Genomic DNA, 20,060 nt, shown 5'->3' with positions numbered 1-20,060 from the left:
AACGTTCGTCCTTCACTCCAGGTCCTTGTTATCCGCGCAAGTTCTTAGTTCGCGAGAACCTGGAACATCACGTGGTCCTGCGCCTACCGCGCCTCGCTCAGCTCCAGCCGGCTGCGGTACTCCACCGGCTGCTTGCTGATCGGGTCCACGAAACGGATGCCGCGGGCCAGCAACTGAAGCGGCTTGGAGTAGTTGTCCGGTGCCTTGTCCAGGAGCTCGGGGTAGAACGCGTCGTTCACGATCCCCAAACCCAGCGACGCCATGTGCACGCGCAACTGGTGCGTCTTTCCGGTGTGCGGCTCCAAACGGTACAGCGCCCGGCGCCCGTGCGTTCCGGCGTCGAACGTCTTTAGCTGCTCGATGCGCGTCTCGGTGTTCGGCTCGCCCTCAACCACCTCGGCCAGCAGGTAGTCGCGCGACTTCACCATGCGGTTGCGGACCAGGGCGGGGAAGACGACGGCGGGATGTCCCGCCGCGGGCTCCGCGGCGGAGACGCACTCGTACTCCTTTTGGACCTGGCGCTTTTCGAACAGCACCTGGTATTTGCCGCGGGTATCCGGGTTGGTGGAGAGCAGCAGCACGCCGGCGGTCATGCGGTCCAAGCGGTGCATGGGGATGAGGTCGGGCAGGCTCAGTTGGTTCCGGAGCCGCACCAGCGCGGTTTCCTGGATGTAGGTGCCGCCCGGGGTGGTGGGCAGGAAGTGTGGCTTGTCCACCACCAGCAGGTGCTCGTCCTGGTGCAGGATGTTGATCTCCACCGGCAGCCGCGTCTCCTGCGGCAGCGTGCGGTAGTACCAAATGAAGGTGTGGTCCTCGAGCCTCGTGTGCCGGTCCAGCAGAACCCCGCCCTCGCCCACGATCTCGCCGGCGTCGAAGCGGTCCTCGATGCCCTGCGGATCGATGTGGCCCCAGCGGTGCATCATGTAGTCCATCGCGGTGTCCCACGGCCCCTCGTCCGGCAGGCGCAAGCGGGTGGCGTTCACGCCGTCGCGCACGGGAAGGGGGGATTGCATCACCGGACAATTCTACGTGGTGGTCCGGCGCCTGCCCGAGCCCACTGGCGCCCCTCCTGACGCCGCGCGCCTGACGCCGCGCGCCTGGCGCCGCGCGCCTGACGCCGCCCGCCCGGCGCCCCCTCCTGGCACCGCCCGCCCGGGCGTAGGCTGGCCGCATGACTGCTTTCCGGATGGACCATGTTGGTGTGACCGTGCAGGACCTCGACCGGGCGATCGCCTTCTTCAAGGCCCTCGGCTTCGAAATGGAGGGACGGCAGGAAGTCGGCGGGCCGTGGGCGGACCGGGTCAACGGCCTGGACGGGACCGAGGTGGACATGGCGATGATGATTCCGCCGGGCGGCGGCACCAAGCTGGAGCTCGCACGGTTCATCTCGCCGGACCCCGTGGGGGAAACGGACCGGCCGGTGAACTCCTTCGGCTTCAGCCACGTTTGCTATGAGGTGGAGGACGTCGACGCCGTCATCGCCCGGGCGCGCGACGCCGGCTACGGGCTGGTCCGGGAGCTCGTGAATTATCAGGACGTTTACCGCCTGGCGTATATCCGCGGGCCGGAAGGCCTGCTCGTCGAGGTGGCGCAGGCGCTGTAAGCGGGAGATCCGGGGCCCGCGTCTTCCGACGACAAAAAAGTTCTTGACAAAAAAAGTTGTCGGCGGGGATGATGGACGCATGTTGGACATCGAAGTGATCGAGGACCCTGCCGCCGCGGAAGCGTCGCTGGATCCGATCCGCACCCGCATCCTCCAGGAGCTCGCCGAGCCCGCTTCGGCCACCCAGCTCGCCGCCAAGGTGGGCCTGCCCCGGCAGAAGGTCAACTACCACCTCAAGGCCCTCGAAAGCCACGGGCTGGTGGAACTTGTGGAGGAGAGGAAGAAGGGCAACGTCACCGAGCGCATCCTGCGGGCGACGGCGGCCTCCTACCTGATCTCGCCGGCCGCCCTGGCCTCGGTGGCGCCGGACCCGCGCCGCTTCGCCGACCGCTTCTCCGCGTTCTGGCTGCTGGCGCTCGCCGGCCGGACGGTCCAGGAGATGGGCAAGCTCATCGCCGGCGCCGCGGCGGCGAAGAAGAAGCTCGCGAGCTTCGCGATCGACGGCGAAATCACTTTCCGCACAGCCACGGACCGCGCCGCCTTCGCCGAGGAGCTCGGCGTCGCGGTGACCCGGCTTGTGGACAAATACCACGACGGCGGCAGCGGCACCCCAGCGGGCCGAGCCGGGGCAGGAGCAACCGCAGCGGGCGGACGCAAGCACCGGCTCGTCGTCGTACTCCATCCCGCACTCAAGGCACCCAAAAATCCCACGGAACTCAAGGAAAAGGACCAAGGCAATGACTGACCAGCGCGAATTTGAAATCGTCTTCGACGGCGAAATCCCCGGCACTCCTGAGCGTGTCTGGGAGGCCGTCACCAACGGCACTCCTGGCTGGATGTTCCCCACGGACCAGTGGCCCTCCGTCAAGACCGTCGAGGAGTACCCGAACCATCTGGTCAACCGCATGGACGGCCCGGACGGCTGGTTCAACCAGCTTGAGCACGTCGTCGAACCGCTGGACGGCGGCCGCGCGAAGCTCCACTACGTGCACAGCGGCATCTTCCAAGAGAACTGGGATGAGCAGTACGACGGCGCCAGCAAGCACACCGCCTTCTACCTGCACACCCTGGGCCAGTACCTGCAGCACTTCGACGGCAAGCCCGTGGTGTTCACGGACGTCCAGGCCCCGGCGGCGTCGCAGGCCCCCGACGGTTTTGACCGGCTCAAGAAGGCCCTCGGCGTCGACGGCGTGGCGCAGGGTTCCCCGGTTGAGGTGGACGTCGACGGCGTCGGGCGGCTCAGCGGGGAACTCGACTTCTCCAACGAGCACTTCCTGGGCCTGCGCACCGCCGATGCCCTGTACCGTTTCTTCGGCCGCAACTACTTCGGCTCCACCGTGGGCATGACCGTGCACGACTTCAGCGGCAGGGGCGATTCCGAAGCCACCGCCAAGGCATGGAGTGCCTTCCTGGAGAAGGTGTACGCCTAGGCTGTGTTGCCCAACTGACTCGCAGTTGATGTCGTTTTGAGGCCTCATAACGACAACAATTGCGAGTTACTTGGGTCAGGCGATCGCCGCGGCCTCCGGTTCCTTCAAGGTGCGGCGCAGCTGGGGCGCGGCGTCCAGGCGGTCCTGCGCGGCACGCAGGGCGAGGACCGCCGTCGTGAGCTGCTCTTCCGGGAGGGTGTACGGCACCCGCAGGAAATGCTCGAAGGAACCGCCAACGCCGAAACGCGGCCCCGCGGCCACCCGCAGCCCGAACTCGGGCGCCAGGACTGCCAGGGCGGTGCTCGACGCCGCCGGCAACCTGCACCAGACTGTCAGGCCGCCGCGGGGGCGTTCGAAACTCCATTCGGGAAGGTGCTCGGCCAGCAGGCGGAGCAGGGTTTCGCGGTTGCGGCGCAGCGCCTCGAGCCGGGCGCCCAGCGGTTCGGCGAAGTCGCGTACCAGCCGGGCGGCGGCGAGTTGCTCGACGACGGGACCGCCGAGGTCCATGGTGGTCCGGGTCGCCACGAAGCGGGCGAGCAGCCCTTCCTCCGCGCGGATCCAGCCGGTGCGCAGCCCTGCCCAGTGGGACTTGCTGAGCGACCCGATAGAGACCACCGCGGGGCTGAAGGCGGCCAGCGGGGTGGTCCCGACGCCGTCGAGGTCCAGGGCGCGCAGGGTCTCGTCCACCACCAGGACCGTTCCCGTGCCCGCCGCCTCCCGGACCAGGCGCCGGCGCTGCAGATCGGACATGACGCGTCCGGTGGGGTTATGGAAGTCGGGGAGCAGGTACGCCATCGCTGGGCGCTGCTGCCGCATGGCAGCGACCATGGCGTCCACGTCCCAGCCCGGCCCGTTGCCTGCCAGTGACCCGTTGCCTGGCAGCTGGGTGCCCGGAGCGGCGGCGGGCAGCGGCACCGGAACCGTCCGCGAGCCCGAGGCCCGGATGGCGTCCAGCGCATTAGGGTATGTCGGATGGTCCACCAGGACCTTCTGCTGCCGCCCCGCGAGCGTGCGCAGGATGATGTTCAGCGCGTGCTGCGCGCCGGAGGTCACCAGGATCTGGGACGCCGACGTCGGGACGCCCGCTGCCGTGTAGTGCGCGGCGATCGCTTCGCGCAGCACCGGGACGCCCACGGGATCGTAGCCGAAGCCCGGCAGCAGCGCCGGCAGTTCGGTCAGGGCGTCCGCGAACGCCCGGTGCACCACCTCGCCGGTAGCCGGTAAGGACGCGTATGCGAGGTCCAGGACGCCGTCCGGAGCCACGATTCCCGGAGCCTGGGCCGGGGCCATGCGGTGCGGGAGCTGGGTGCGCGCCCGGCTTCCTTGGCCGCTGCTCAGGAAGCCCTGCTCGCGCAGCCCCGCGTACGCGGCGGTGACGGTGGTCCGGCTGACGCCGAGCGTTTCGGCGAGGGCGCGCTCACTGGGCAGTGCGACGTCCAGCGCGATGCGGCCGTCCAGTACCAGCAGGCGTACGACGTCGGCCAGCTCGCGGTAGGCTGCCGACCCGCCGGTGTTCCACGCGCCGAGGAGGCGGGCCAACGCTGCGGGGCTCAGGGATCCGGAGGGATTCGATGGGGTAAGCACCAGACCAGTATTTCAAACTGGCTATGGAAAGCAATGCCAGTTTTCTTGAATCATGGAGCCATGATGACCCGCAGAATCACCCAGCTCCTGATCGGCCTCGCGATGTACGGAATTTCCCTGGCCATGTTCATCAGGGCAGGCCTTGGCCTGGATCCATGGGACGTGTTCCACCAGGGACTTGCCGGGAAGCTCGGCTGGAGCATCGGCACTGTGGTGGTGGTTGTCAGCTTCCTGGTGCTGTTGCTGTGGATCCCGCTGCGGCAGATGCCAGGCTTCGGAACCCTCGCCAACGCCGTGCTGGTGGGCGTCTTCGCGGACTTGGGCCTGGCGCTGATCCCGGCTTTCTCGCACCTCGGCGGCCAGATCGCCATGCTTGGCGGGGCCGTGCTGCTCAACGGCATCGCGTCCGCCTGCTACATCGGCGCCCGGCTTGGCCCCGGTGCCCGCGACGGGCTGATGACGGGCCTGGCCCGGCGCACCGGGTGGTCCGTGCGGCTTTCCCGGACCTTGATCGAAGTGGTGGTGTTGGGCTCCGGCTGGCTGCTGGGCGGCTCGGTGGGCGTGGGCACGGTGGTCTACGCCCTGGCGATCGGGCCTTTGGTGCAGTTGCTGCTGCCGGTGTTTGTGGTCCCGGAGAAGAGCGTGCGGGAGATGGCAGGAACTTTTGACAACCGGGGGTCTGTCGAGGCTGAGCCCGCCAAGCCCTGACCCGTAAGCAAGGCTCTTCAACGCCCGCGCTTCAACGTCCGGGCGGACTTTCGGATTGGAGGGCGGCCGCCCGGCCGCCCTCCAATCACGCTTTCCGGGACTAGTCGCGGAGAGGTACGCCCCGGGCGTCGCGCTGGAAGTAGCTGGCGCCGGCGAGGATCATGATGCCCTCGACGAAACCCCAAAGGCCGACGAGCCCGAACGTAAAGATGCCAACGACGATCGTCAGGACCAGTTGGATGACGCCGATGGTGGTGTAGCCGAGGTAGAAGCGGTGAATGCCAAGTCCGCCGAGGAAGATGCCCAGCAGGCCGGCAGCGATCTTCGATTTGGGCTGCGGGTAACCGTAGGCCGTGTTCGGCATTTGCGGCTGGCCAACATAGTACTGCTGCTGCGGCACGGGTTGCTGGGCGGCGTAGTGCGGCTGCGGCGGTTGGGGCATGGCTGGCGGAGCCGGGTACTGCGGCTGGCTTTGGCTTGAGGGGTAGGGGGCCGCCGGCGGCTGCGCGTGCCCTTCGTGCGGGGCCGGGTCTTGACCGGGGAGTGGCGTGCTCATGTTGATGCCTTTCGGAAGAATGATCGTGCAGCCAGGGCGACCGGGCGGCAGCCAATGAAAGACATTCCCCCAGAATCCATGTGCCATCACAATAGTGGCGGACATTTCGCCGTTCTTGGTGCTTAGGCGCGGTATTTCTCGCCTGGACTCACGGCGCCGGCTGGCAGCGCGGGCAGAAGTAGATGGTCCGTTCCTCCAGGCCCGGGGACTTCCCGAGCGTGCCGCGGCGGACCGGCGTGCGGCAGCGCAGGCACGGCTGGTGTTCGCGTCCGTACACCCAATAACCCGGGCGCAGGGCCCGCGGGCCCAGCGTGGAGCGCGGCCCGGGCCCGAGGTTGGCTTCGAGCAGCCGCTTGGCGTCGGCCAGGATCGTAGCGGGTTCAGGCACGGCCGCCACGGGAACGGCCGGGTGCACCTTGGAGAGGAAGCACGATTCGCAGCGGTAGATGTTCCCGATGCCCGCCACCTTGGACTGGTCCAGCAGAGCGATCCCGACGGGTGTTTCCGGTGACGCCACCAACCGGCGCAGCGCCTCGTCCGGGTCCCAGTCGGGACCCAGCAGGTCGGGTCCGAGATGCCCCACCACGCGGTCTTCGTCCTCGGTCCGGAGGACTTCCAGGATGCCCAGGGAGAAGCCGACGACGTCGGCCGAGGCCGTGCGCAGCACGCACCTGGCGGTGTGGCCGGGTTTGCGCCACTTGCCTCCCGGAGCATAGACCTGCCAGCTGCCCTCCATCTTCAGGTGGGAATGGATGGTCAGGGCGCGTGACGGGTTGCCGGCGGTGGATTCGAGCACCCGCATCAGAAGGTGCTTGCCCCGCGGCACCACTTCATGCACGGTCCAGCCCGAGAGGTCCAGGGTGGCAAAACGCGGCACCCTGAAATCCGAGGACAGCAGTACTTGTCCAGCCAGGGCCTGGTGCAGTTCCTTGGCGGCACGCCAGACGGAGTCCCCCTCAGGCACGGCCGCCCTCCACGGCTTCGGTGTTTGTTTCAGGCACGGATCCTCAGGCCTTTCGGCGTGGAATAGGCGCCGGCCGCGGCCAGGGCCTCGGCGATGGGCGTTCCCAAGAGGTCCTGGCCGTTGGCCTTTTCCATGAAGAGCCTGTCCACGGCGCCGCGGCGCACCACGTCCACCAGCGCCGCAGCGGCAGCCGCCAGCACGCCGTCGTCATGGCTGAAGGTAAGCAGCGTCTTGCCGCCGCGTTCCACGTACAGTGCCAGCGCGCCGTCGACCATCACCACCAGTGCCCCGGCCTTCCTGCCCGGGCGGTGCCCGGACGCGGCGTCGGCGGACAGGGCGGGCCACGGCAGGGCGGCGCCGTAAGGGTTGGCGGGATCGGTGGCGGCCAGGGCCAATGCGGACGGTTCCTGCTTCTCCGCGCGGGCGTCCTCGGCGAAGGAGCGCAGCCGGTCCACCGTGGCGGGAACGGCGAACTGGGCCGCTCCGAGGTGCTCGATGAAGTACCCGCGGCGGCAGCGGCCGGCTTCCTCCAGCCGGGCCAGCACCTTGTACATCAGCCCGAAGCCGCCCAGGATGTTCTCCGCCATCACCGAGCCGCGGGTGACCACGCCGTAGCGGTCCAGCAGGAGTTCGGCGGTGCCGCGTGCGTGCAGGGTGGGGTCGAGGTCCGGGACTGGGAGGGCGGACCAGCGCCCGACGGCCAAGGGCGGCGTTGCCGCTGCCGCTCCGGAGAGCGACCCGTAGCGGCCGCCGGTCAGGCCGGGCGACGCAAAGCCGCCGCCCGCACCGATGCCGTGGGCGCGGCCGATCCGGCCCAGCCGCAGCGAACGGGCCCGGGGCGGCCGCGCGACCTGCTTGTGGGCCGTCCGGCCGCCGGCGATCAGGGCCCGCACCGGCGCGAAGGTGTCGCCGGTGATGCGCCCGGCCCACACCAGGTCCCACAGCGCAGCCACCACGGCGTCATCGCTGAGCACCGCGTCCATGCCACCCGCGACGTCCGTGAGCTGGCGGAAGAAGTACGCCCCGCCGCCGTCGCGCAGGTGCCCGAGAAGGCGCAGCTGCGCATCCGCCGGCTCGAACTCGGGGTCCGGGCTCAGCGTCAGCTCGGCGGAATCGGCAACGTGCAGGCTGACCCAGCCATCGTTGCCGGGCAGCGAACCGGCCCCCGACCAGAGGAGTTCGCCGGCTGCCATGAGTTCGTCCAGCATGGCCGGCTGGTAGTCGGACACCCGGCTGGCCAGCACCAGCGGCTCCCACGCCGACGCCGGAACGGGCACACCGGAAAGCTGGTCCACCGCCGTCATGATGCCGTCCAGGCCGCGCAACGCCGTGCCGGCGCGGGACCTGCCGGGCTGGCGTACGTTCTGCCAGTCGGGCAGGAAGCGGCCGTACGCGGCGGCCTCCACGGGCTCGACCTCGGCCCGCAACGCCGCCAGGGAACGACGCCGAAGCTTGCGGAGCACGTCCGCGTCGCACCATTCGCTGGCGGGCGGCGGAAGCAGGGACGCCGCAGGGGTGCCGGCAGCTTCCGGCGAGGCGCCGCCGTCGGGCATTTCTGCGGCCCCCGGGCCGGGAGTTCCCGCAGGTTCGGCGGCCACCGGGTGCGGCCTGAACTCGCCTTCCACCACGCGGCCGTCGGCGGCCAGCCGTTTCAGGGCGGTGCGTACGACGGCGGGCCCAAGCCCAAGGCGCGCGGCGGCCTCTTCCGCGGTGAACGGGCCGTGGGTCCTCGCGTAACGTGACACGAGGTCGCCCAGGGGATCGGCCACCGGCTCAAGGAAAGCCAGCGGCACACCCATCGGCAGGGGAACGCCCACGGCATCCCGGAGCCGGGCCGCGTCCTCGATGGCCGCGTGGCGTTCCACCCCGCCCAGCGCCACGGTCAGCGTACGGTTTGCCTTGCGCAGGGCGGCAAGATGCGATGCGGCCACCTCCAGGGAACGCACGTCTGCAACTGTCCCGGCAGAACCGGCGTCCTCGAGGCGCGCCGCCACCTCCGCCGTGTCCAGCGGCCCGAGCAGCCGCAGCAGGTCCGCGACCCCTTCAACACCGCGGACGCGGCGGTCCGGGGCGAGACGCTGCAGTTCCAGTTCGGTGCTTTCGATGACCTTGGGGTCGAGTAGTTCGCGCAGTTCCACCCGGCCCAGCAGTTCGTTGAGCAGGGTCGAATCGAGGGCCAGGGCGGCGGCGCGCCGCTCGGCCAGCGGGGAGTCGCCCTCGTACAGGTACTGGGCCACGTAACCGAAGAGCAGCGACTTCGCGAAGGGCGAGGGCTGCTGGGTGGTGGTCTGCACCAGGCGCAGCTCCCGGCGCTCGATGGCTCCGGCGATGTCCTTCAGTGCCGGGAGGTCGTAGACGTCCTGCAGGCATTCGCGCACGGTTTCGAGCACCACGGGGAACTGGGGGTACTTCTTCGCCACGTCCAGCAGCTGGGCTGACCGCTGCCGTTGCTGCCACAGCGGCTGCCGTTTGGCCGGGTTCTGCCGTGGGAGCAGCAGCGCCCTCGCGGCGCACTCGCGGAAACGCGAGGCGAACAGGGCGCTGCCGCCCACCTCCGCCGTCACGATCTGCTCAAGCTCGTCCGGTTCGAAGAGGAACAGCTCCGCGCCCGGCGGTTCGTCCTCCATCATCGGCACCCGGAGCACGATGCCGTCGTCGGCGGCCATGGCGGAACCGTCCAGGCCGTAGCGCTGCTGCAGCCGCTGCCCGACGGCGAGGGCCCACGGCGCGTGCACCGGCATGCCGAAGGGGCTGTGCAGCACCACCCGCCAGTCGCCCAGTTCGTCATGGAAGCGTTCGACCACCAGCGTGCGGTCGTTCGGGACCACTTCGGTGGCCTCCTGCTGCTCCCGCAGGTACTGGAGCAGGTTGCCGGCGGCGAAGTCGTCCAGGCCGCTGGCCTTGCAGCGCTCCAGCGCCGGGGCGGGATCGGATGCGGAAAGTTCCCGGACGAAGGCACCCAGCGCCCTGCCGAGGTCCACCGGCCTGCCCAGGGAATCGCCCTTCCAGAACGGCAGCTTCCCGGGCTGGCCGAACGCGGGGGAGACCAGCACACGGTCGTGCGTGATGTCCTCGATCTTCCAACTGGTGGCTCCGAGGGCGAAGATGTCGCCCACGCGGGATTCGTAGACCATTTCCTCGTCCAGCTCGCCCACGCGGCGCCCGCCCTTGGGAGCTTTCGACGCCGTTCCCGGCTCCTGCCCGGACCCTGAACCCGAGCCGCCGGTTCCTTCGTTTTCCGTACCGATGATGTACACGCCGAAGAGGCCGCGGTCCGGGATGGTGCCGCCGGAGGTGACGGCGAGCCGCTGGGCGCCGGGGCGTCCTTCGATGGTGCCCGCGTTGCGGTCCCAGATGATGCGCGGGCGCAGCTCGGCGAACTCGTCCGACGGGTACCTGCCCGAGAGCAGGTCCAGGGTGGCCTCGAAGGCGGAGCGCGGCAGCGTGGCGAACGGCGCCGAGCGCCGCACCGTGGCAAACCAGTCCTCGACGTCGATGCTCCCCAGCGCGGCGGCGGCGACGGTCTGCTGGGCGAGGATGTCCAGCGGGTTCGCGGGGATGTGCAGCCGTTCGATCTTGCCGCCGAGCATCCGTTCCACGGTGACCGTGGTGTGGACGAGGTCCGCCCGGTGTTTCGGGAACAGCACGCCTTCGGAGATCTCGCCCACCTGGTGCCCGGCCCGGCCCACGCGCTGCAGCCCGCTGGCCACCGACGGCGGCGACTCCACCTGGATCACCAGGTCCACTGCGCCCATGTCGATGCCCAGCTCCAGGGACGACGTGGCTACGACGCAGCGCAGGCGGCCCGATTTCAGGTCGTCCTCGATCATGGCCCGCTGGTCCTTGGACACGGAGCCGTGGTGCGCCCGGGCCAGCACAGGATCCGCGCCCTGGGTGCTGCCGGCCTGGGCCATCATGTGCGCCGGGGTGGCGGTGGACGTGCCGGGCAGCGGCGGCGTCCCCGGCGGTTGCAGCGGCGGTTGCAGCGGCGGCGTCCCGGGCGGCTCCCCGAAGTCCGGCGCGTACCCGCCCGCACCGGAGAAACTGCCGGCATCGGAAAACACGTCCACGGGCATGAGCTGGCGCTCCGCGTGGATCTCGTTCAGCCGGGCCGTGAGCCGCTCGGCCAGGCGCCGGGAGTTGGCGAAGACGATGGTGGACTGCCGGGAAAGGACCAGGTCAACGATCTTCTCCTCAACATGCGGCCAGATGGAGGCCTGCGGCTGCAGCCCGGACGCCGGACCGGAATCGAAGGCGCCGGCCGCGCCCGCGAGGTCCGACATGTCCTCCACAGGAACACTGACGGCGAGCTTCCAGTTCTTGGTGAACGCCGGGGCCACGATTTCCACCGGCGCGGAGGACGACAGGAACTGGGCCACCAGCTCCCGCGGCTCCACGGTGGCGGACAGCCCGATCCGCTGGGCGGGTTTGGGAAGCAGGGCGTCGAGCCGCTCCAGGGACACAGCGAGGTGTGCCCCGCGCTTGGTACCGGCCACGGCGTGGACCTCGTCCACAATCACGGTGTCCACATCCATCAGGGTTTCCCGTGCCCGCGAGGTGAGCATCAGGAACAGGGATTCGGGCGTGGTGATGAGGATGTCCGGCGGGTGGCTGAGCAGCGTGCGGCGCTCGGCCGCCGTCGTATCCCCCGAACGGACCCCGACGCTCACGATCGGCGCCGGCAGGCCCAGGCGTTTGGCAGTCTGGGTGATGCCGATCAGGGGCGAACGGAGGTTTCGTTCGACGTCCACGCCCAGGGCCTTGAGCGGGGAAATGTACAGGACGCGGGTGCCGCGCTTCGGCTTTCCTTTTGGCGGCGTCTCGTCTTCCTGCGGGGCGTCCTGCACCGGGGCAGCGGCGGGCGCCAGCAGCCTGTCCAGTGCCCACAGGAACGCGGCGAGGGTTTTGCCCGAGCCCGTGGGCGCGACCACCAGGGCTTGGGCACCCGAGGAAATGGCACGCCAGGCGCCGTCCTGCGCGGGGGTCGGGGCAGTGAACGCGCCAAGGAACCACTCACGGGTGGCGCGGCTGAACGCCGCCATCACGCCGCCGTGCTGGTTCCCGCCGTGCCGGTCCCCTCCGAACTGCTCCTGCATTTCTCCATCATGCCGCAAGGGGCCGACAAGATAGAGCGGCCGCTAGTTCGCCTGGAACGCCTGGATGGTCAGCAGCTTGACGCTGGCGTTGCTGCAGGCCTCGTGCTGCTGCGCGATGAACACGGATCCCGTGTCCTCGGGCGGGTAGATCCGGAACCCGGCAGCCGCGGCGTGCGTGCAGTCGGGGTAGAGGCCGGCCTGGGTGTAGCGGAGCACGGCGGCGCCCGACTCGCCCGGCTGCAGCAGGAGCTCCACCGGGGCCTTGGTGGTGTCGCGGTCGGCGGGTGCCCCGATCGGGCCGGCGGTGGGCCCGGTGACCAGGGAGACGCCGGGGTAGCCCTTGAGGATGCAGGGGGTGGTGCCGGAGTTGGTCAGGATGAGCTTCTGGTAGACGCTGCCCGCTGCGCCGCCGCCTGTCGAATCAACGCTCGGGGTGAGCGAGGTGGACTTGCACAGAGTGGCTGCCGTGGCGGAGGCGCTTCCCGAAGCCGAGCCTGTGGCGCTGGCCGGTCCGGAGGGGCTGTTGTCCGAGGGGCTCTGCGAGGTGCTCGGGGTCGTGGTCGAGGAGGTGGCGGAGCTTGGGTTCTGGCCCTGCCCGCACCCGGCCAACATCAGGAGCGTGGCTGCCGCCGTCGTGAACAGGAAGGCCTTCGTGGCACGCGCAGTAGTCATGCGCCCAGCCTTGCGGCGGCAATTGCCTGAGTCAACCACGCCACGGCTGCGGGCACGGAAATGGCGCCCGGATCGTGATGTTCCGGGCGCCATCCTTGCAGGCGTGACCGAAGTGGCCCACCTTTTGCCTGCCTAACCGCGACCTGGTCCTTGTTTTTCGGCTTCGGGAGGCGAAAGACGGGCTATTTCAGTCAGGCCGACTTCTTCTTCCGGAAGAACGCGGCGCCGCCCAGCCCCAGCCCGGCCAGCCCGGCAACCAGCCCGGCCCAACTGCGGGCGTCCGCGCCGCCAGCGGACGAACCGGAGTCGGACGAACCGGACACAGAGGCTGCCTGCTCGGCTTCTGCGCCCGAAGCTGCAGCAGCGCCGTGGTCACCGTGCCCGGCCGCCGCGGTGACCGTGAACGACGGCGCCGGGGCCTCCAGGCTGTGCGGGTCCTGGCCCTCCTTGGGCAGTTCCTTCCAGTCGGTCTGGCCCTTGACGCAGTTCTGCAGGGTGGGGAAGTAGAGGGTCTTGCCTGCGGTGTCGGGAAGCTTCACGGAGAGGACCAGCGCGTCGCGCAGGTGCGGATCCAGCGGGGCCTTGGCCGTGTACACGATCTTGCTGGTGCGCTTGGTGATCGAGGTGCCGTCCGCCTGCTTCCGGGGCTCCGCGAGTGTCTCCGTGACCTTCTCGACCGTCCAGTTCGGGTTCACCGTGGGCTGGGCGTCGTTCAGTTCCTGCGGCAGGGTGATGGTCACCTTGGTGGTGCCGGAGGTGTCGCAGCCGTGCGGGATGCCGAAGGTCAGCAGTGCGTAGGAGTCTGCGGCGGTCTTGTCCGGGTTCACCGAGACGTGGGCAGAGGCGCCCTGCATGCCGGCGAGCATCAGGACGGCGGTGCCGCCGGCAACTGCGGCGGCGGAGAGGGTGCGGCGAAGTACGGAAGTGGTCATGGTTGTGCCTTTCAGGATGCGCGGATGCGCCGAAATACGGGGGAGTGCCCGTCACCGTGAAAGGGGGTGCCGGGCGGAGTCAGGAGAGGACGACGACGGCGGGCGGGCCGCGTCTGCTGTCCTGCCTGAGGTTCCGCCAGGGGCGGGGGACGAACGCCGAAGATCCGCGTGCCGGCGCCGGGCGCGTGCCGGCGTCGGGCAGGAAGAGGGGCGCGAGGACGCGCCACAGCGGGCGGAGCCACGCGGCCAGCTGCCACAGGGCCTGCTCGCCCTTGGCAAACAGCAGCGCCGAGGCGGCGGTCGCGAGGACGTGGCCGGCCAGCATGAACCAGCCCAGCGAGGTGTCCAGGCCGTGCAGGTGCTGTGCCGTGTCGCCGACCACCGGCAATTGCGCAGTGTGGTGCACATGTGCTGCCTCAATGGCGGGGCTGGCCGAGGTGACGGGGCCGAGGGCTGTGAAGGCTTCGTGCAACACCACCTGGCCGCCGCCCAGCAGGGCTCCGAAGGCCGGGAAGCCGAGTTTGAAGCGGGTGGCGAGGGTGGTGGCGAGCCCGGTGAGGGCCAGGATTCCCAGCAGGATCGGCAGGGCCGGCAGGACGCCGCCGGCGATCACGTGGGCGCCGGCTGCAAGGGACAGCACTGCCAGCGCCAGGACGCCCGAGCGCAGGACGTGGAATGGAGCCTTGCCGGGAACGGTCCGGGAGGATGCCGTGGCAGCAGTGGGCACGTGGTCCTCCCTGTCTGGCGGCTTCAATATGACCCGTCGATTCTACAGTGTGGCCGGGCTGGGTTCAGTCGTGCGCATCCACGCGGACTTTCGTTGCGCAGGCGTCACACGTGCGCAGCGAAACCCTGGATGGGGGCGCCGGACCGTGGCCGTTGTCTGCTGCTGAATCAACGTCCGCGGCCCCGGGCGGCGGGACTGCGGAAGCCTGCCGGGCAAGCTCAGGCATGGGTGGTGCTCCGCGGCCAGCGGTACTTGCCCGCAAAGGTGGGCTGCGGGGGAGGCGGAATCCTGGTCTTGTTCGAGCCGGGCCTGCGCCGCCGGAGTTCCAGGGCCAAACTTTCCTGCCCGCGGGCCATCGCCCAGCGGTGGTTCGCCGCGAACGCGGGCTTGAACAGGAAACCCAGGCGCCGGATCAAAGGCTTCGAAGCGGTCACCCGCCAGTCGTAACTGATGACGGTTTCTGGTCCGTCCTGTTCGAACGTCCACCGGCCGGTGCCGCTCAGGTCGCCGGTGGCGGTCAGGGCGAAGCCGTGCTCGGTGATGGGTTCGGTGACGGTGAGTTTCCACCGCAGGGTATAGGGCAGCCAGCCCTTGGTATGCAGCATGAAGCTCTTGTCCGTGCCGTCCGGGTTGCCGGGGTCCAAGGGCGTCACGCGCAGGTACACCGAGGGCCACCAGCGGGCCAGCGTCCCGGCGTCGCCCAGGATGTCGACCACTTCCCGGGGTGTCCCCGCCACGCGCCAAACGGTGAGGAATCTGTACTCGTTGGAGGCACCCCGGGCGGCAGTCATGGAGCTACCCGCGCACCGTGACGGTGAGCCGTTGGACCGCGTTGTTCGCCAGGCCCTGGTAGTTCCACTCGGGCTGTTCGGGTTGGGTCAGGCCGGAGCTGTCGCTGGCGCGGCAGGCCAGCTCATGCGTGCCGGGGGACGCGATCCAGGGGAAGGTCCAGCCGCGCCAGGCGTACGGCCCGACGGCAGGCTCCAGCTCAGCCTCCGCCCAGACCCCGTCTACGCGCACCTCCACCTTGTCCACGCTGCCGTGCCCGGACCAGGCCCTGCCGCGCAACTGCACCGGTCCGGCGTCGACGAAGCGTTCCCGGGTGAAGAAGTCCGGAATGCCCGGCGGCACCATCAGCGCCCGGGGCCTGATCCGCTGCACAGGCTCGCCCAGTTCCTCCGCGGACTGGGTGAGGTGGTAGGCCGGAGTCTGCTGGTAGCCCTCGAAGGCGTGGTCGATCGCCTCGATCGAGCTCAGCCATTTGACGCTGGTCATCCCGTACCAGCCGGGCACCAGGAGCCGGAGCGGGTAGCCGTGTTGCGGCGGCAGGGGCTGGCCGTTGACCTCGTAGGCCAGCAGCACGTCGCCGGACATCGCGTCGGCGACGCTCAGGCTCCGGGCGTACGAGTGTTCGATCCCGCCCTGGATCCCGCGGTCCGCCCCCGTGAAGACGAGTTCGACGGCGTCAGCCGGGATCCCGGCGTCGTGCAGTAACGGCGCGAGCGGCGTTCCCGTCCATTCCGCGGTGCCGAAGCCGCCCCGGTCCCACGGCTGGCTGACCGGTCGCGGCTCCATCAGGGAGCGGCCGTTGCCGGCGCATTCCAGGGTGACCGGAACAGTGCGCCGCTCACGGTGCCGGAGCTCGGTGAGCGTGTATTCGCGCGGGTGCTCCACCAAACCGCCGATGCGCAGGCGCCAGGCCGTGGGATCGAGCTTGGGGATGTCGAAGTGGATCAGCAGGTAGTGCATGCCGATCGGGGTCACGGGCCACTGGAGCATTTCCAGGGGCTGGGCATGGTTGCGCGAAGCGAGGTGGAGTTCTTCGCGGGTGAGGGGTCCGTCCGTGGGCGCACCCGGTAGGGGAGAGGCAGCAGCTGCTGGCCGGGCAGCGGTGGTTCCGGCGGTGTCCGCCGGCTGGGGCCGGGACTCGACGCTCATGCACCAAGTATGGGCGCCATGGCGGGGCTCCGGTACCCCGCGCTGATACCTTGGGGACCAGCCGAACCCCCAGGAGTCCTTGCATGGCGCGACCCACCCAGCCGCTGATTTCCGTCGACGCCGTGGTCACGGCCGCCCTCGAACTCATCGACGAAAGCGGGGACTTCAGCCTGCCCAAGGTGGCGCGGAAGATCGGCGTCAGCCAGTCCTCCATCTACAACCACGTGTCCGGACGCGAGGAAATCCTGGAACTCATCCGGGGCCGGATCACGGAAGGCAGCCCGGTCCCTCCCGCGGGCACGCCGTGGGATGAGGTGCTCCGCCTGGAAATCCGGGAGTACCGCGAGAGTTTCGCCCGGCACCCGCGCACGGCTCCTTTGCTGGTGATGCAAACCGTCCGGCACGCCAAGGTCATCGCCTTCTACGAGCGGTTGTCCACGGCGCTGGAGGAGGCAGGCTTCGCGGGGACCGACGTCGCCTCGGCCCTGGCGCTGATCGACAGCTTTGCCATCGGTGCCGCCTTGGACCTCGCCGCTCCGGGCAACGTGTGGGAGGTGGAGCCGGGCGGCGGGAGCGCCTTGGGCCGTGCCGTAGAGAACGCTTCCGGACTGGCCGACAGGGCCGGGACGGCCTTTGCATTCGGCCTCGAAATCCTCATCGAAGGGCTCCGACGGCGGGCTGCCGGACTCTGATTCCCTGGCCTGAACGGCGGGGATCTTCCGACCCGTTACAGGGCTGATTTCCTGCAAAGGCTTGTGTGCCCGGGGCCTCAGCCCGCATACTAAACGAAAGCCTTTCGTTTAGTGATCCGGCTCTCAGCCCGGATCCTCCCCGCAGGCCGCAACGGCGCGGCCCCGTCAAGACCCGGAGATTTCCTTGAGCCCTTCCCCAACCCTGGACGCCAGCGGCCGCGTTCCCCTCACGTGGCGCCGCGGCCTCTCGACCTTCGGCATCGGCGTCATCGGTTTCATGGCCGCCAACCTGGTGCCCTTCATGATCATCGCCCTCATGGACGGGCACGGGCTCACGCCCACTGCCGCTGGAACGGTGATGACCGCCTGCCTGCTGAGCACGGCCGTGGGCTGCCTGGTGACCTCGCGCTGGTCGGCCCGCTCCGGCCGCTACCTGGTGGCCCGCGGCGGCCTCCTGCTCGCCGCCGCCGGTTTCGGCGCGGCAGCCCTCGTGCCGCTCACTCCCGTAGCGATTGCCGGCATCATCCTGGGCGGACTGGGCGGCGGCGGTGCCATTTCCGCCAGCGGCGCCGCGCTCGCCGCCCTGCACAACCCGAACCGGATGTCCGGCATCAGCGGCCTGGCCAACCGTGCGATCGTCACGGTCGTCCTCGCGCTCATCCCCCTGTTCGGCACCGGAATGCTGAGCGCCTTCGGCATCCTGGCGCTCCTGGCGCTCGCCTTCGCCCTGACCTCCGGCTGGATGCCGGCCGCCGCTGCGTCCGGCGGTACTGGATTTTCGGGCGGTACTGGAGCGTCCGTCGTCGGGCAGTCACCTGCCGCTGCTCCCGCACCCAAGGCGCCGCTCGTGGTGACGATTGCCGGCTTCAGCCTGCTGGCCTGCTTCGGCCTGTGGGCGCTGGGCGAGGATTCGCTTTGGGCGGTGGCCGGCTCCATGGGCGCCGAGCAGGCCGGAATCGGCGAGCAGGAAATCGGCCTCATGCTCAGCATCTCCACCGCCGGCGGTCTGGTCTTCGGCGCCATCGCCAGCTACCTTGGCGACCGCCTCGGCCGCACCGTCCCGCTCCTGGTGCTCCTGCTGCTGGGCGGCGGACTGAAGCTCGCCGCGGGCCTGGTCCACGATCCCGGGACCTACATGCTGGTGATCATCGCCTGGAACACCGTCTACGCGCTGGCGTTCATGTACGTGGTGTCCGTTGCCGTGGCGCTTGACGTGCGCGGTTTCTGGTCGGCGGCCCTCAGTGGCACGTACCTGATCGGCTCGGCCTTCTCGCCCCTGTTTGGAACTGCCATCGCCGAGACTTTCGGGTACCTCCCGCTGACCGTGATTCTCTGCGCTTTCAGCTTCCTGCTGCTGGTTCCGTTCCTGGTGATTTCCCGGGTGGCGGCCCGGGTGGAGAAGGAGGGCGCCGCCGTCGGCGCCCCCGACCAGTTCAACTCCGACGGCCAGTTCAACCAGGCAGCGATCGTCTAGCCCCAACCAACCGAGAACGTGTCCACCGAAAACAAAGGAATTCCTGTGACCACCCGTACCCTTTACCGCAATGCCCGGATCTTCACCGCAGACGGTCCCGCTTTGGCTGAAGCGCTGATCGTCGACGGCGAGCGGCTGGCCCATGTGGGCAGCGAGGCGGACGCGCGTGAGGTGCTTGGGGGTGACGCTTTTTCCGAGACGGACCTCGGCGGCGCGTTCGTGATGCCCGGTTTCGTGGACGCCCACACCCACATGGTGATGATGGGCGAAACCATGCAGAAGGTGGCCCTGCGCGACGCCGGCAACCTTGAGGAGATCCAGCTCCGGCTCAAGAACGCGGTGGCCGCGGATCCCGCCGCGCCGCGCCTCCTCGGGAGCGGCTGGCTGTTCTCTGCCATCCCCGGCGGTACCCCGACCACGGAGATGATTGACGCCGTCGTGCCGGACCGCCCGGTGTACCTGGACGCGAACGACCTGCACTCGGTGTGGGTGAACAAGGCTGCGCTGGCCGAAATGGGCATCGACAAGGACACCCCCAACCCGCTGGGCGGCATCATCGAACGCGACCCCGAAACGGGGGAGGCCACGGGGCTGCTGCACGAAACCGCCATGCACCAGTACGCCTGGCCAACCCTGGCTTCGCTGACTTCGGACCAGGAACGGGACGCCCAACTGGCCACTGCCTTCGAGCACTACCTTTCCACCGGCGTCACCAGCGGCATCGACATGGCCCTGGGCGAGGACGAACTGGCCGCGATGCGCCGGGCCCTGGAAACCGACGGCGGGACGCTGCCGCTGCGCATCAACGCGCACTGGCTGGTGGCGCCGTCGGAAAACCATGAGGAAAACCTGGCGCAGGTGGCCCGGGCCGCCGAACTGAGCCGCGAGGTCAACACGCCGTGGCTGCGGGTGGTGGGCATCAAGATCATCGCCGACGGCGTGATCGACGGCTGCACGGCCGCCATGAAGGAACCGTATTCGGACGGCAGCAACGCCGACCTCATCTGGGCGCCCGAGTACCTGAACCCGGTGGTGGCTGCGGCCGACGCCGAGGGGCTGCAGATTGCCATCCACGCCATCGGCGACCTCGCCTCCGAGGTGGCGCTGGACGCATTTGAGCACGCCAACTCGGTGAACGGACCGCGGGACCGCCGGCACCGGATCGAGCACATGGAGACCGTGACGCCGGAGAGCATCGCGCGGCTCGCCCGGCTGGGAATTGTCGCGTCAATGCAGCCTGTGCACGCCGACCCGGCCGTCCAGGAAAACTGGCGGGCCATGCTGGGCGATGACCGGATCGAGCGTGCCTACCCGTGGACCGAATTCACCGACGCCGGTGCCGTGCTGGCGCTCGGCTCGGACGCGCCCACCGCACCGCACCCGCCGCTGCCCAACATGTACATTGCCACCACCAGGAAGTCCGCGCTGGACCCGGAGCTTCCCGCGAACCTGCCCAAGTACTCTTTGGAACTGGCCGCCGCGCTGGGCCACGCCACCCGCGACGCCGCCTTCTCCTGCCGCCGCGAGCACGAACTCGGCCGCCTGGCTGCGGGAATGCTGGCGGACTTCGTGGTGCTGGACACCGATCCGTTCGTGGCCGGCGTGGACTCACTGCTCACGTCCTCGGTGGCGCTCACCGTGGTGGGGGGAGAGGTGAAGTTCCGGGCGTAGTTTCTCTTCGGTT

17 protein-coding genes are annotated in these 20,060 nt (G+C 69.4%); 7 read left to right on the top strand and 10 right to left on the bottom strand.

The window, feature by feature from the left end; genetic code table 11:
• Nucleotides 1-83: 83 nt before the first annotated feature.
• A complete protein-coding gene (locus BLP88_RS14540; protein ID WP_074590315.1) occupies nt 84-1,013 on the bottom strand; it encodes an RluA family pseudouridine synthase in 930 nt (309 codons plus the stop codon).
• Between the two features lie 158 nt (nt 1,014-1,171).
• Here BLP88_RS14540 and BLP88_RS14535 point away from each other — a divergent pair, with 158 nt between their 5' ends.
• From BLP88_RS14535 to BLP88_RS14525, 3 genes are all read left to right on the top strand, one after another.
• Nucleotides 1,172-1,603, top strand: a complete 432-nt coding sequence (locus tag BLP88_RS14535) for a VOC family protein (protein ID WP_074590313.1) — start codon at nt 1,172-1,174, stop codon at nt 1,601-1,603.
• 79 nt (nt 1,604-1,682) lie between these two features.
• Nucleotides 1,683-2,348 (top strand): ArsR/SmtB family transcription factor, encoded by a 666-nt coding sequence (locus tag BLP88_RS14530; RefSeq protein ID WP_074590312.1) that lies wholly within the window; start codon nt 1,683-1,685, stop codon nt 2,346-2,348.
• Entirely contained in the window at nt 2,341-3,033 is a 693-nt protein-coding gene (locus BLP88_RS14525; RefSeq protein ID WP_074590310.1) for an SRPBCC family protein, read from the top strand. Before BLP88_RS14530 ends, BLP88_RS14525 begins: the two co-directional genes overlap by 8 nt.
• Nucleotides 3,034-3,108: 75 nt before the next feature.
• Here BLP88_RS14525 and yczR read toward each other — a convergent pair whose 3' ends face one another.
• Nucleotides 3,109-4,617 carry a MocR-like transcription factor YczR gene (gene yczR / locus BLP88_RS14520; protein WP_074590308.1) on the bottom strand — a complete coding sequence of 503 codons (1,509 nt, stop codon included), beginning with the start codon at nt 4,615-4,617 and terminating at the stop codon, nt 3,109-3,111.
• A 60-nt stretch (nt 4,618-4,677) separates the two neighbouring features.
• Here yczR and yczE point away from each other — a divergent pair, with 60 nt between their 5' ends.
• A complete protein-coding gene (gene yczE / locus BLP88_RS14515) occupies nt 4,678-5,325 on the top strand; it encodes a membrane protein YczE (protein ID WP_074590306.1) in 648 nt (215 codons plus the stop codon).
• Nucleotides 5,326-5,425: 100 nt separating this feature from the next.
• On the opposite strand, the gene BLP88_RS19045 is transcribed toward yczE, so the two are convergent.
• The 8 genes from BLP88_RS19045 to BLP88_RS14475 all read right to left on the bottom strand — a co-directional run bounded on the left by BLP88_RS19045 (nt 5,426) and on the right by BLP88_RS14475 (nt 16,210).
• On the bottom strand, nt 5,426-5,881 hold the full coding sequence (locus BLP88_RS19045; protein WP_245679881.1) for a TM2 domain-containing protein: 456 nt from the start codon (nt 5,879-5,881) through the stop codon (nt 5,426-5,428).
• Between the two features lie 148 nt (nt 5,882-6,029).
• Entirely contained in the window at nt 6,030-6,845 is an 816-nt protein-coding gene (locus tag BLP88_RS14505) for an Fpg/Nei family DNA glycosylase (RefSeq protein WP_074590302.1), read from the bottom strand.
• 29 nt (nt 6,846-6,874) lie between these two features.
• Entirely contained in the window at nt 6,875-11,887 is a 5,013-nt protein-coding gene (locus tag BLP88_RS14500; protein WP_139163407.1) for a DNA glycosylase AlkZ-like family protein, read from the bottom strand.
• Between the two features lie 96 nt (nt 11,888-11,983).
• On the bottom strand, nt 11,984-12,613 hold the full coding sequence (locus BLP88_RS14495) for a DUF4232 domain-containing protein (protein ID WP_084111252.1): 630 nt from the start codon (nt 12,611-12,613) through the stop codon (nt 11,984-11,986).
• A gap of 191 nt (nt 12,614-12,804) precedes the next feature.
• Nucleotides 12,805-13,545, bottom strand: a complete 741-nt coding sequence (locus tag BLP88_RS14490; RefSeq protein ID WP_074590299.1) for a YcnI family copper-binding membrane protein — start codon at nt 13,543-13,545, stop codon at nt 12,805-12,807.
• Nucleotides 13,546-13,624: 79 nt separating this feature from the next.
• Nucleotides 13,625-14,272 (bottom strand): hypothetical protein, encoded by a 648-nt coding sequence (locus BLP88_RS14485; RefSeq protein WP_074590298.1) that lies wholly within the window; start codon nt 14,270-14,272, stop codon nt 13,625-13,627.
• Nucleotides 14,273-14,490: 218 nt separating this feature from the next.
• The gene (locus tag BLP88_RS14480; protein WP_074590296.1) at nt 14,491-15,063 is read right to left on the bottom strand and encodes an SRPBCC family protein; all 573 of its coding nucleotides are present in this window, start codon (nt 15,061-15,063) and stop codon (nt 14,491-14,493) included.
• Nucleotides 15,064-15,067: 4 nt separating this feature from the next.
• Entirely contained in the window at nt 15,068-16,210 is a 1,143-nt protein-coding gene (locus BLP88_RS14475; RefSeq protein ID WP_074590294.1) for a sulfite oxidase, read from the bottom strand.
• A gap of 83 nt (nt 16,211-16,293) precedes the next feature.
• On the opposite strand from BLP88_RS14475, the gene BLP88_RS14470 reads away from it, so the two are divergent.
• The 3 genes from BLP88_RS14470 to BLP88_RS14460 all read left to right on the top strand — a co-directional run bounded on the left by BLP88_RS14470 (nt 16,294) and on the right by BLP88_RS14460 (nt 20,047).
• Nucleotides 16,294-16,902 (top strand): TetR/AcrR family transcriptional regulator C-terminal domain-containing protein, encoded by a 609-nt coding sequence (locus tag BLP88_RS14470; protein ID WP_074590292.1) that lies wholly within the window; start codon nt 16,294-16,296, stop codon nt 16,900-16,902.
• 184 nt (nt 16,903-17,086) lie between these two features.
• On the top strand, nt 17,087-18,376 hold the full coding sequence (locus BLP88_RS14465) for an MFS transporter (RefSeq protein WP_217635154.1): 1,290 nt from the start codon (nt 17,087-17,089) through the stop codon (nt 18,374-18,376).
• A 45-nt stretch (nt 18,377-18,421) separates the two neighbouring features.
• Nucleotides 18,422-20,047: an amidohydrolase gene (locus BLP88_RS14460; RefSeq protein ID WP_245679880.1), complete on the top strand. Its 1,626-nt coding sequence runs from the start codon at nt 18,422-18,424 to the stop codon at nt 20,045-20,047.
• Nucleotides 20,048-20,060: the final 13 nt, after the last annotated feature.

The sequence above is a fragment of the Arthrobacter cupressi genome, from assembly GCF_900099975.1.
In the GTDB taxonomy this organism is placed as follows: Bacteria; Actinomycetota; Actinomycetes; order Actinomycetales; family Micrococcaceae; genus Arthrobacter; species Arthrobacter cupressi.
Note: the sequence above shows the minus strand (reverse complement) of the source record. Positions and strands in the feature narration are given on the sequence as shown.